This is a genomic window from Hoeflea sp., from assembly GCF_039975035.1.
Classification (GTDB): domain Bacteria; phylum Pseudomonadota; class Alphaproteobacteria; order Rhizobiales; family Rhizobiaceae; genus Hoeflea.
The window spans coordinates 1-11,704 of record NZ_JBDWHW010000182.1 but is presented as its reverse complement, the minus strand read 5'-3'; the positions used below and the strand labels follow the sequence as shown (position 1 = coordinate 11,704).

13 protein-coding genes are annotated in these 11,704 nt (G+C 61.1%); 5 read left to right on the top strand and 8 right to left on the bottom strand.

Annotation, left to right across the window (positions count from 1 at the left end; translation table 11 throughout):
- Positions 1 to 15 precede the first annotated feature (15 nt).
- The 3 genes from rpsB to ABJN75_RS16305 form a co-directional block, all read right to left on the bottom strand.
- Entirely contained in the window at positions 16 to 849 is an 834-nt protein-coding gene (rpsB, locus tag ABJN75_RS16315) for a 30S ribosomal protein S2 (protein ID WP_348440633.1), read from the bottom strand.
- Positions 850 to 1,059: 210 nt separating this feature from the next.
- The gene (locus ABJN75_RS16310) at positions 1,060 to 2,364 is read right to left on the bottom strand and encodes an Hsp70 family protein (protein ID WP_348440632.1); all 1,305 of its coding nucleotides are present in this window, start codon (positions 2,362 to 2,364) and stop codon (positions 1,060 to 1,062) included.
- Positions 2,365 to 2,573: 209 nt separating this feature from the next.
- Entirely contained in the window at positions 2,574 to 3,419 is an 846-nt protein-coding gene (locus ABJN75_RS16305; protein ID WP_348440631.1) for a cell envelope integrity EipB family protein, read from the bottom strand.
- Between the two features lie 127 nt (positions 3,420 to 3,546).
- Here ABJN75_RS16305 and ABJN75_RS16300 point away from each other — a divergent pair, with 127 nt between their 5' ends.
- From ABJN75_RS16300 to ABJN75_RS16285, 4 genes are all read left to right on the top strand, one after another.
- Positions 3,547 to 4,014 carry a RidA family protein gene (locus ABJN75_RS16300; RefSeq protein ID WP_348440630.1) on the top strand — a complete coding sequence of 156 codons (468 nt, stop codon included), beginning with the start codon at positions 3,547 to 3,549 and terminating at the stop codon, positions 4,012 to 4,014.
- A 7-nt stretch (positions 4,015 to 4,021) separates the two neighbouring features.
- Entirely contained in the window at positions 4,022 to 4,759 is a 738-nt protein-coding gene (locus ABJN75_RS16295; protein WP_348440629.1) for a glycerophosphodiester phosphodiesterase, read from the top strand.
- 88 nt (positions 4,760 to 4,847) lie between these two features.
- Complete coding sequence (locus tag ABJN75_RS16290) at positions 4,848 to 6,086, top strand: GNAT family N-acetyltransferase (protein ID WP_348440628.1); 1,239 nt, start codon at positions 4,848 to 4,850, stop codon at positions 6,084 to 6,086.
- 86 nt (positions 6,087 to 6,172) lie between these two features.
- Complete coding sequence (locus ABJN75_RS16285; protein ID WP_348440627.1) at positions 6,173 to 6,601, top strand: HIT family protein; 429 nt, start codon at positions 6,173 to 6,175, stop codon at positions 6,599 to 6,601.
- Positions 6,602 to 6,626: 25 nt separating this feature from the next.
- On the opposite strand, the gene ABJN75_RS16280 is transcribed toward ABJN75_RS16285, so the two are convergent.
- Positions 6,627 to 7,571, bottom strand: a complete 945-nt coding sequence (locus ABJN75_RS16280; RefSeq protein WP_348440626.1) for an SHOCT domain-containing protein — start codon at positions 7,569 to 7,571, stop codon at positions 6,627 to 6,629.
- A gap of 200 nt (positions 7,572 to 7,771) precedes the next feature.
- Positions 7,772 to 8,809 (bottom strand): FAD-dependent oxidoreductase, encoded by a 1,038-nt coding sequence (locus ABJN75_RS16275; RefSeq protein ID WP_348440625.1) that lies wholly within the window; start codon positions 8,807 to 8,809, stop codon positions 7,772 to 7,774.
- Positions 8,810 to 8,966: 157 nt separating this feature from the next.
- Between ABJN75_RS16275 and ABJN75_RS16270 the strand changes: the two genes are divergently transcribed.
- Positions 8,967 to 9,449 (top strand): hypothetical protein, encoded by a 483-nt coding sequence (locus ABJN75_RS16270; RefSeq protein ID WP_348440624.1) that lies wholly within the window; start codon positions 8,967 to 8,969, stop codon positions 9,447 to 9,449.
- An 81-nt stretch (positions 9,450 to 9,530) separates the two neighbouring features.
- Here ABJN75_RS16270 and ABJN75_RS16265 read toward each other — a convergent pair whose 3' ends face one another.
- The 3 genes from ABJN75_RS16265 to ABJN75_RS16255 all read right to left on the bottom strand — a co-directional run bounded on the left by ABJN75_RS16265 (position 9,531) and on the right by ABJN75_RS16255 (position 11,458).
- Positions 9,531 to 9,884: an AzlD domain-containing protein gene (locus ABJN75_RS16265; protein ID WP_348440623.1), complete on the bottom strand. Its 354-nt coding sequence runs from the start codon at positions 9,882 to 9,884 to the stop codon at positions 9,531 to 9,533.
- Entirely contained in the window at positions 9,881 to 10,582 is a 702-nt protein-coding gene (locus ABJN75_RS16260) for an AzlC family ABC transporter permease (protein WP_348440622.1), read from the bottom strand. Before ABJN75_RS16260 ends, ABJN75_RS16265 begins: the two co-directional genes overlap by 4 nt.
- 216 nt (positions 10,583 to 10,798) lie before the next feature.
- A complete protein-coding gene (locus ABJN75_RS16255; protein ID WP_348440621.1) occupies positions 10,799 to 11,458 on the bottom strand; it encodes a DUF1236 domain-containing protein in 660 nt (219 codons plus the stop codon).
- Positions 11,459 to 11,704 lie beyond the last annotated feature (246 nt).

Sequence of the window (11,704 nt, the reverse complement as noted above, 5' to 3'; positions counted from 1 at the left end):
GTCCGAAACCCGGATTTAGGCCTTGGCGGCTTCTTCTGCGGGTGCGGCTTCAACCGCTGCCGCAGGCGCTGCAGTTTCAGCCGCAGCAGCTTCAGGCGCGGCTTCCAGTGCAGGCTCGACCGGAGCTTCCATTGCGCCCAGATCGTCGCCGGACGCACCTTGCTGACGGGCGATGCCGTCGATGCAGGCGCGGCTGATCAGGTCGCAATACAGCGCAATGGCGCGCGACGCATCGTCGTTGCCCGGGATCGGGTAATCGACAACATCGGGATCGCAGTTGGAATCGATGATCGCAACGACCGGAATGCCAAGACGCTTGGCTTCCTGGATGGCAATGCCTTCCTTGTTGGTGTCGATGACGAACATCAGGTCAGGCGTGCCGCCCATGTCGCGGATACCGCCCAAAGCGCGGTTGAGCTTTTCACGCTCGCGCTCGAGGTTGAGGCGTTCCTTCTTGGTGAAGCCCGAAGCTTCAGCCGAAAGGATCTCGTCGAGCTTGCGCAGGCGCTGGATCGAATGGGAAATGGTCTTCCAGTTGGTCAGCATGCCGCCGAGCCAACGGGCGTTGACATAATACTGCGCCGAACGGGCGGCAGCATCTGCAACGATCTCGGAAGCCTGACGCTTGGTGCCGACGAACAGCACGCGACCGCCCTTGGACACGGTGTCGGACACCAGCTTCAATGCCTGATTGAGCATCGGAACGGTCTGGCCGAGATCGAGAATGTGAAGATTGTTGCGCGCACCAAAGATGTACGGCTTCATTTTCGGGTTCCAGCGGTGAGTCTGGTGGCCGAAGTGAACGCCTGCTTCAAGCAGCTGGCGCATGGAAAAATCAGGCAATGCCATGCCTTGTACTCCTGTTTCCGGTTGAACCTCCGCGGGGCGTGAGCGCTAGGCGCCACCGGCGGACTGATACGGATTTCTCCCGCATCACCCCATGCCCCACGTGTGGAATAAGCGTCGCTTACAGGCTGCGGCGCGGTTTTGCAAGTGCGAAGCAGCGATAAAGCGCGCAGGACAGGACAGCAATCCGCATAGCATTAGCTCGCTTGTCCGTCACGCGGCTCCGGGAACGGTCCATTGCTCGATGTCGTCCCGCTGGCCTATCAGCGCCAGTCCGTGGGCGATCGAGATCAGTTCTCCGCCGGATTCAATCCGGCCCGCGGCGAAGCGCTCGGTGAAGATGCGGCGGACGGCGGGCACAAACGAAGTGCCGCCGGTCAGGAAGACCTTGTCGACCGAGCCCGCGTCAGTGCCGGTCTTGACCAGGAGTTCGTCGAGCGCTCCGGTGATGCTGGCGAGATCGGCGTCGATCCAGGATTCAAAGTCCTTTCGCTTCACGGTTTTCTCACCGGCTTTGCCGAGGGCTGAAAAGTGGAACAAGGCTTCCTCGTCGCCTGACAGCGCCATCTTCGTCGCCGACACCGCCTGGTGCAGAAGATACCCCTCGTCATGCTCGATCAGGTCGATGAACATTTCGAGCTTTTCCGGCTCCACGGCCTGACGGACCAGGGTCTTGAGATCGGCATATTCCTTCGTTGTCTTGAAAATCGACAACTGGTTCCAGCGCGAGAAATTGCGGTAGTAGCTGTCGGGCACATCGAGCCGCTTGCCAAAGCTCTTGAACTGGCTGCCCTTGCCGATTTCAGGCGCCACCAGATGGTCGATCATACGGGCATCGAACTGGTCGCCCGCCACACCGACACCGGACTGCCCCAGCGGGCTGATGCGAATGCGCCCGGCGACCGTCTCGAAACGGATCAGCGAGAAATCGCTGGTGCCGCCGCCGAAGTCGGCCACCAGCACGGTGGCATCGTGTTTGAGGTTCTGCGCGAAGTAGAAGGCCGCGGCCACCGGCTCATAGACATAGTGCAGTTCCGGAAAGCCCAGGCGGGTCAACGCCTCGGAGTAACGGCGCATGGCGAGTCCGGCATCGGGATTGGCGCCGGCGAAATGCACCGGACGTCCGGTGACGATGCGTTTGGCCGTCGACGGCCAGTTGTCGCCCGCATAGGCTTCAATCCGCTTGAGGAAGACCTCCATGAGATCTTCGAACTGGAAACGGCGGGCATGCACCAGCGTACCCTGAAACAGAGAAGACGCCGCGAAGGTCTTGATCGACTGGAGATAACGGCATTCGCCCGGATTTGCGATGAAGGCGCGAATCGCCGCCTGCCCGGCTTCCACCTGCAAGGCACCGGCGCCCAGCTGCGGATCCTTGATGAACGACAACGCGGTGCGCACGGTGTCGCCTGTTCCGGCTGGGGACGTGAACCTGATCGAGGTCGTGTCCGATCCCTGGCTCGCTTGCGCAAGGACCGTGTTGGTCGTGCCAAAATCAAGCCCCAGCGCATTGGCCATAGCCGTTGTTCCAACCTGTTTTGCGGGTGAAAGGATGCGCCGAAGGCGAAAGAGCGGGCCTCATGACACAGCTCGGCGTCACAGTCCATCCATGGTTTCCGGATCAGCCGGACGGAACCGCGAAATCATCGTGGATTTCAGTCAGGCCGGAAAATGCTTGCGCCACAGGGCGGCGCGCACGCCATCCGCGGAGGGTCGACAGCGCCGATTCACGGCTGCCCGCACGGCTCGGACTCGTACATGTCGAGTTGCGCCAGCTGGCCTTCCAGCACGAAATCGCCGTAATCCATGGTCAGGTCGCGGGTGACGCCATTTTCATACAGCTTGAAGGCAATGGAATAGACCGGCAGGCCATCGCCTTCCGTGCTTTCCTCGAAATAGGACATCGACACCGGCCAGAAGGCGTCGTCAGCGAGATCGCCGGCCCTTTCGGCTTCGGGATCATTGCTTTCCACAGTCTGTCTTTCACCCATGACCGCGGTGGTGATCATCGCCCGGTCACCCTCGTCCGAGCCGTCATAGATGCGCGATTCGTAAAACCGTTCGCCATCGCGGGCCTTGTCGATCATTTCCATCATGTGTTCGGTGGGAAACCGCGCTGTCGGAATGTCGAGCGCGAGCTTGTCGGGTTGCTCAAGCTTGATTTCAAGCCCGTCACCATCCGCCTCAGCGGCGCCGCGGATCTCGTGGTCGAGCGTCTCGTTGACGAAAGAACGCGTGACAAAGCGGAATGTGTGGTTGCGGATATCCTCGAACGTGGTCGTCTGCTGGTCGGTGACACGGGTGTCATCACCGGTGGTGATTTCGGTGACAAAGCGGAAGCTGACAGTGTAACCCTCGCAAGCCGAGCCGCCGAATTCATAGACCATGCGGCCGACCATGCCGGATATACCGGACCGTTCGGACGCATCCTTGAGCCTGAGATCATAGACGGCGCGATGGGCGGCCAGGGCCTCGCCTCCGACCCGGCCAGCGGTCCCTGCTCCGGCGAGCGCCGAAGTGGTTGCCTGCGCACAGGCCAAGACGGTCAGCGACGCAATTACAAACATGCGCATCAGGTTTTCTCCTGTCGAATCCATCGCCGATGTTATAAGACCAGCTACGGCAAAAGCGAGGCGGAACTTCAATCCAGCGAGAATTCGCCGAAACAGCCCTAACCCAGTCGAATTTGGAGTCTCTTACATGACCGATAGCGTTGAGTCCCGCCTGTCAGGCCGCAACATCACCCTTCCCGAAGCCGCAGCCCCTGCGGCCAATTATCTGCCCTATGTGATTTCCGGCTCGCTGCTGTACGTTTCCGGACAGTTGCCGCTGGAAGGCGGCGCGCTGGCGGTCAAGGGCCTGCTCGGTCGCGACGTCGATGTGGCGTCCGCGCAAAGGGCCGCCGAATTGTGCGCCATCAATATTCTGGCGCAGGCCAAGGCGGCGCTCGGCGGCGATCTCGAACGCATTGTGCGGGTGGTCAAGCTCGGCGGTTTCGTCGCTTCCGATCCGGATTTCACCGACCAGCACCTGGTCATCAATGGCGCTTCGAACCTGATTGCCGACATTCTCGGCGATGCCGGCAAGCATGCCCGCGCCGCCGTTGGCGTGGCCAGTCTGCCGCTCAACGCCGCCGTCGAGATCGACGCGATCATCGAGATCCGGTGACATTGACATGAGCGAGACACGCAAGGACCTCGGCTGGCTGACCGCCCGCCCTATCGCCCATCGCGGCTATCACGACATGAACGTGAACATCTGGGAGAACACCCGAAGCGCGTTTCTGCGGGCGATCGAATCCAATTACGCCATAGAATGCGACATCCACATCGCCACCGATGGCGTGCCGGTGGTGTTTCATGATGATGACCTGGAGCGGCTCTGCGGGCTTTCGGGCGACGTGCGGGAGCGGACCTCGCAGGAACTGGCCCAGCTGCGGGTCGGCGGAACATCGGACGGCGTCATGTCGCTGCCGGCCCTGTTCAAGCTGGTCAAGGGCCAGGTGCCGCTGGTCATAGAGCTGAAGCCGCGCCCCGGCGACGATGACGGCTTTGCCGACGCGGTTGTCGAATGTCTTGAGAGCTATGACGGGCCGGTGGCGCTGATGAGCTTCGACGACCGGCTTTTGCGCGACCTCAAGGCCTGCGGCGCCACCTGTCCGCTCGGCCTGACGGCGGAAGGGGTCAAGCCGGAGAAGTTCTTTGTTCACGAGGAAGCCATGCATCTTGGCCTGGATTTCATTTCCTATTGCGTGCACCACCTTCCCAACCGCTTTGTCGAGGCCCAGCGCAAACAGGGAATTGCCATCATCACCTGGACGGTGCGGGACGCGCCGGCGCGGCAACTGACCCGCGAATACGCCGATCAGATGACGTTCGAGGGCTTTGATCCCGACGCCACGATCGACGCATGACCTTGCCAATCCGTGCACCGTTCATAAGTTGAAGCACAGTGTTTACGGACACAGGCACGGCCATGGGCGACGCGCGGAACGGAATATCATGACTGTTGACGATACAGAGCATACGCTATCGACCATCGCGGCCATGTCCGAAGTCACAGCCGGTGAATGGAGCCGGCTCGGCGGTGCCGCGCGCGGTTCACATTCTGATTCAAGCGGTTCTGGTATTGAGTCCGGTATCATCTATAACCCCTTTGTCAGTCATGCTTTTTTGTCATCTCTAGAGGACTCCGGATCGGTATCGGCCGAAACCGGATGGTTGCCGCGGCACATCGTGTTGCGCGCACCGGACGGGTCGCTTGAAGGCGCCATGCCCGCCTACATCAAGAGCCATTCGATGGGTGAGTATGTGTTCGATCACGCCTGGGCCGATGCGTTCGAGCGTGCCGGCGGACGCTATTATCCCAAGCTGCAGTGTTCGGCGCCGTTCACACCGGCGACCGGTCCGCGGCTGATGGTGCGCCCCGGTCCGGGCGACGAGGCGCGCCGTCGGACGCTGGCGGCGGGCGGGCGCGTCTTGTGCACGCAACTCGGCCTGTCCTCGGCGCATGCGACCTTCGTGCCCGAGACCGAAATTCCGGCGTTTGAGGCGGAGGGATATCTGCACCGCACCGACCAGCAGTTTCATTTCCAAAATCCCGGCTATGGCAGTTACGATGATTTTCTCGACACGCTGGCATCCCGTAAACGCAAGCAGTTGCGCAAGGAACGCAAGGCGGCACTTGAAAACGACATCACCATCGAATGGCTCACCGGCAGCGACCTGACCGAAGAGATCTGGGACATCTTCTTCGAGTTCTACATCGACACCGGCGGGCGCAAATGGGGACGGCCCTATCTGACCCGGACGTTTTATTCGATGATCGGCGAACGCATGGCCGAAGACGTGCTTCTGGTGATGGCGCGACGGAACGGCCGCTATGTTGCTGGCGCGATCAATTTCATCGGCGGCGACTGCCTGTACGGCCGGCACTGGGGCTGTGTCGAGGATCACCCGTTCCTGCATTTCGAGGTCTGCTATCATCAGGCCATCGATTTCGCCATCGCCAAGGGTCTCGCCCGCGTCGAAGCCGGAGCGCAGGGCGAGCACAAACTGGCGCGCGGCTATCTGCCGGCGACCACGCACTCGGCGCACTATATCGAGCATCCGGGGCTGAGACGCGCCGTGGCCGATTATCTCGAACGCGAGCGCCGCGATGTCGAACATGTCGCTCAGGTACTGAGTGAACACGGCCCGTTTCGCAAAGGCGGCAACGAGGCTGACAAGAGCGGCGACTGATCGCCGCCGACGGCCCGAGACGGCTTGACCGGAAGCCCGGGCCGGGTACAAACAGTCCAATCGATACCGATCCGGAGATCCGCCCCATGACCGCACCCAGCTACGATGACAACAACGTTTTTGCCAAGATCCTGCGTGGCGAATTGCCCGCCGAGCGGCTTTACGAGGATGAGCACACGCTGGCCATCATGGACATCATGCCGCGCGGTGATGGTCATTGCCTGGTGATCCCCAAGGCCCCTGCCCGCAATATTTTCGATGTCGAGATCGACAGCCTGTCAGCCGTGATGGCGACAACCAAGAAGATGGCGCATGCGGTGATGCAGGCTTTTGGCGCTGACGGCGTCACCATCCAGCAGTTCAACGAAGCGGCCGGCGGCCAGGTGGTGTTTCACCTGCATGTTCATGTGATCCCGCGCTTCGACGGCGTTGCGATGAAGCCGCATACCGGCACGATGGAAGACGGCAGCGTGCTCAAGTCCAATGCGGAGAAAATCCGCGCGGCGCTGGGCTGAACGCAGAATCTGCGGCGGAACCGGATCAGATCCGCGCCAGCAATTCGGCCTTCTTGGCCTGATACTCGCCATCGGTGAGAATGCCCTTGGCATGAAGTGCCGCCAATCGCTCGATCTTGGCGAAGATATCCTGTTGCTCACTGGTGTCCGCTGCGACGGGGGTGTCCGCCGTAACGGGGGGTTCCGCCGTGGCGGGCTTGGCCGGTTCATCCGGTTCGCGCTGGCGCAATTCGGGCTGTGCGGTGCCCGGCTCGAAGCGGGAAGGCTCGGGGGCGGCATCCGCAACCCGGTTGCTCGCAGTCGTCTTGAGGAGCGCGTCCGAGAGCGCCGGCGCGGAAGACCTGCCAGCATGTTCGTTGCCGGGTAAACCGGCGGCATCGATCTCGCGCAATTCCGAGAGTTTGACCAGCCCGTGCTGCGAGGTAAAACTCAGCGACTGGTCGCCGGATTGCTGCTGCGAGAAACCGCCGATGCGATGATCGCCGGTGTCATAGATCCGGACTTTGCCGTCACCGGCATCAATGGCCAGCCGCCGGGCATCCGGAAACCAGGCATACCGCATCCGGTTCTGGGCGCCGGTCGAGGCGGCATGCCCGAGATCGCCGGGCCACCAATGGCCCGATGCCCCTCCGGAAACAAACAGGCTGACACCATCGCCCTGGGACTGGGTTTGCGATGACGCGGCCGGAGTCAGATGCAGCGGCGACGACTGGCCAAGCAATTGTGCAACATCGGTGCAGATCGCATCCACCCTGGCCTTGAGCGTATTGTTGAACATGTCTCCCACCATGGTCATGCCGCCGAGCGACCATTGCCCCATGCCGCCGAGTTCGGGGTGGTCGAATTGCGCCAGGGTTCCCTGCCCGGCAATCACCGCCATGAGCACATGCTCGATGGCGTCCGGGCTGACACCATGCCTGCTGGCGAGCTCGGCACCAGCCTGGCGTCCGGCTTCGGTAAATTCGGTCAAAGGATAACAACTCCTGCGTCCAGGTTGTGGGATCGATGGCGCCGGACATCTGGACGCCCGGCCACCGGCGGCTGACATATGTTTTACAACTGTTAGGCACTGAGGCAAAGACCGCATGCAAACAATGCGCGCACCCTGCCGGGGTTCGGGCGCAACCGGGGCTCCGGACGCACGGATATGAAGTCCGTTGGGCCGTCCGTCTACCGACTCAGCATGCCTGCAAGCTGGCGGCTGATCTCCGGCGCAAGGATGACGCCTGGGTGCGCCACCGCCAGATAAAGCCCCTCGAGATGTGGTGCGGTTGAGACCAGCGGACGTCCCTCCGCAACAAACGGGCGCTGACCAATCCGCACATTGTCGACGGCGGGATTTTTAATCCCGGGGAACAACTGTTGCACTCTGGCAAGCACATTTTCGGCCAGAACCTCCCGCACTTGAGCATCATGGCAGTGTTCCACACAGCAGGCGGCGATCAAATCACCATTGCCCAGAGACCGGATTTCGATCCCGCCGCCATCAATGACATGATTGAGCCTGCCTGCATCGACGCTGAGGGTGACAAGCGCCGACGGCGACATCGTAATACCATGATCGGGCATGAAATTGCTGACGATATCAGCGCTTGCGGCGCCCGCAGCCACAATCACGCAGTCGGCAGCGAGGACCTGCCGGTTCAGTCTGACGCCGCTGATCCTGCCGCCTTTGGCTTCAAGTCCGAGGGCTTTCTGGCCAAGGATCAGTTCAGCGCCCCTGTCGCGCGCGGCGCGGACCAGCATGGCGCAGGCATGGCCGACATCAACGGCCTTTTCCCGCGAAAAACAGGCCGCGAGCGCGGGCGGTTCGGCAATCATCGGCTCGAGTTCGGTGATTTCGACACCATTGACCAGCCGCACCTGACTGCCTTTTTCGGCATGCCGGTGCGCCCAGTCGCGAGTTTCGGCATCACTCGCGCCCCACACCATTGCTCCCCTCAATGGCGCGCAAAGGCGACCGCCAAATTCCCTGTCAAGAAGGGTGTAGTCGTCAATCGCCTGCAGCCGTTGCCGATACACGTCGTCGGGGATACCGGGATCGCCCGCAGCACAGGTTATCCATCCGAACGAGGCAGCGCTGACGCCGAGACCGGGCGCTTGAGCCCTGTCGATGATGGTGATTTTGGCTCCGGCCAGGCTCAGGCGATGGGCTATGGACGCCCCGACAATGCCCGCGCCGATGATGATGATGTGTTGTGGTGCCATCAATCGCTCTCCGAATTGGTTCGACCGTTGTGTTGGCAAATTCGAGGTATTGGCGAATTCAGGTTCTCAATTATGACATATTACCGAGACGGCGCTGCCTTGCTTTGGCGACAATACGGGTTCATGAGCAGGTGAAACAAGCTATTGCGAGACCCATATGCAAACCGCTCTCATCCTCATGACAATCCTCGGCTGCGATGATACCGCCACGCAATGCCATTACATCGAGATGCTTGACCAGCGTTGGGCGACGATCCAGCAATGTGACGCAAGTTCGGAAGACAAACTCCAGCTCTACTCGAATATCGACTATCCTGTGGTCGTGGCGGTTTGCCAGACCCCGGAAGATACCGGCTTGGCCGAAGTCGACGGAGAACCCGCAAACGGAGAGGAAATTGCCACGGAAACCGCTGCAGGCTCCGCGCAGGGACCGGCGATGCCGGTGCCGAAGGTGGACATTCCCGAACCGGAGAGCCCGGCCCTTGCGGCATTGCAGCCCGAGGCCGGGATTGCATCACGCGTGCTGAACCGGTTCAGGCAGGCGCTGCCCGAGACGGAGACCGTCAAGGTGCTGGTGTCCAAGCCGGTGCATGTGGTCACCGACAGTTACTCATGGATGGCCAAGCGGTTCGACGATTAGCGCCAGTCACGCAGAACAGGCAGCGGTCTTGCGATAACGGCATGCGTCAGAGCGGTTGATAAGCCCTGCCTCTCGCCGCCGTCAACCGAGCAGCAACTGGCCGCCAATCAACAGCCCGAGGGCTGTGACAATCCCGATCCAGGTACGCTTGCCGCCGATGAGAAACGCGGAAAATCCAGCGGATACGGCGATCAGGCGCAGTGCCAACGGGACATTGCCGAGTTCTCCGGTCGGGTAAAGGATCAGCTTGGCGATGACAGCGGCAAGCAGCGCCGTGGCTACCGCGCGCACCCAGACGAGTGCTGCGGAATCCTGCTTGAGCCTGTTGCCGACAAGGACACCGATCCAGCGCCAGATATCGGTGGCGAGCCAGCCGGCGATGGCGATAAAGACATAGGGCCACCACCAGGTATCGAAGCTCTCATAGCTGATCATGAGCCCGCTCTCCGCTTCCACAGACGATCAGCGAAAAACGCCAGGGTGCCGCCGACGACACCGGCATAGAGAATATCGAATTCCGGCGCGACCTGATGGAACATCGGCCCCAGTGCAAGCCCTGTCACCATGGCGATGTGGCCTGCCCGGTCGCGTGTTGAAGCCCATATCGAGGTGAGGAAATACACCGGTGTGAGGAAGAACAGGGCTCCGGCAATCATGGCCGGCAAATTGGCGACCGTCGAATAGATCACGGCAACCAGGATGATGTTGGCGCAGGTGACAGTGATCCCGAAGCCCGCAAAAAATGCCACCCTGTGCTCTCGCGGTACATCACGGATGCGCTCCATGGTGAAGACATAGGCCGTGATCGCGATGAAATGTGACAGAAGCAACAACAGCCAGGTGGGTGTTTTTTCGGTCCGGATTTCCGGAATCAGTGCCGCGACCATCGGCATCAGCCGGATCGAGGACAACGCCACGGCGATGAAAGCGGTGGGCAGCGAGGCGCCAGCCAGGATGGAACCGACCAGCAAAACCTTTCCCGGCAAAGCCCAGATGATGCCGGTCATGAACACGGTCTGGCCCATGGGAATGCCGGCCTCGACGGCAAAACCGCAGAAGCCGACAAAAGCGCTCATCAGAATGATGGCCGGTAACGAGGTGATTCCGCGCATGCCCTTCAAAAACCAGAACATGGCACTGCGGCCTGATTGAGTTGTCATACAGACCTGTTAGTCACAATCGGCAGCAATTGAAAGTGGTGCGCATTGGCTTTTGCAGAGGCCGTGACCGGCCGGCTAACGAAACAATCGGGATGCCCAGGCAACTCTCCCGGCAATTTTGGTGGCGGATAAGAAAACGCCCCCGGGGTTGGGGACCCCCGGAGGCGCTGCACTGCGTCCTGCCACCGTTTAGCGGTAGACGTAGACGATCTGGCGGGTGCCGGCCTCGACCAGCACCGGCTGGCCGTTGATGTAGACATACTGGTATTCATAATCGGGAACCGGGTACAGTTCGACGGTTTCGGGAACGCCGGCGCCGATCACAACCTCACCCTCAAGATATACCGGGTCCATCCGGTTTTGGGTGACGTAGGTCTTCACGGTCGGCGGGGGCGATACAGACAGGCCCGCGGTTGCACCGGCGACACCGCCAATGACTGCGCCGACAGGACCGCCGATCAGTGCACCGGCAACCGCACCGCCAGCGGCGCCGACAGTGGCGTTGGTCGAAGCCTGGTCATTCTCGATGACCGGAACCTGGGCCGTCTGCGGCGCCATGGAGATGACGGCTTGCTGGCCGCTGAAATCAGCGGAAAGGTATTCCGAGTATGACCAGCCAGTGGTGCCGTTGTAGGTGACCTGACACCATTTGCTGCCTTCGATGCAACCGTTGACGGTGGCGGTATCGGAGTTCGCAATGGCGCCGATCACTTCGAATTGCGGTCCCGGACCACTGCGAATATTGAGGTCGGTGGTTGCCGTGGCACTGAAGTCCGCCATTGCCGCGGTGCTTGAAAGCAGGGCTGCTGTCAGGCCGGCGGCAGTGATTTTCGCAACATGGTTTCTCATGGATAACTCCTCTGTTCCATAAGCCGCCGTTATCCTTGAGCAGATACGTCCGGCGCTTATGCTGCAACAATCCGCTCAGCAGATTTTCGTTCCCGCCACATATTTGTTCATTTCGCGGCGGTTTGAGGCGAGTTTACCGCGGCCGGATCCGCATCGCTGCGCCTGGCGGAAAGCGTGCCCGACCTGGCAAGGAAACGTCAGAGGCGATGGCGAACCTCGCCCGAACGCAATCCGGCCCCGCTTGAG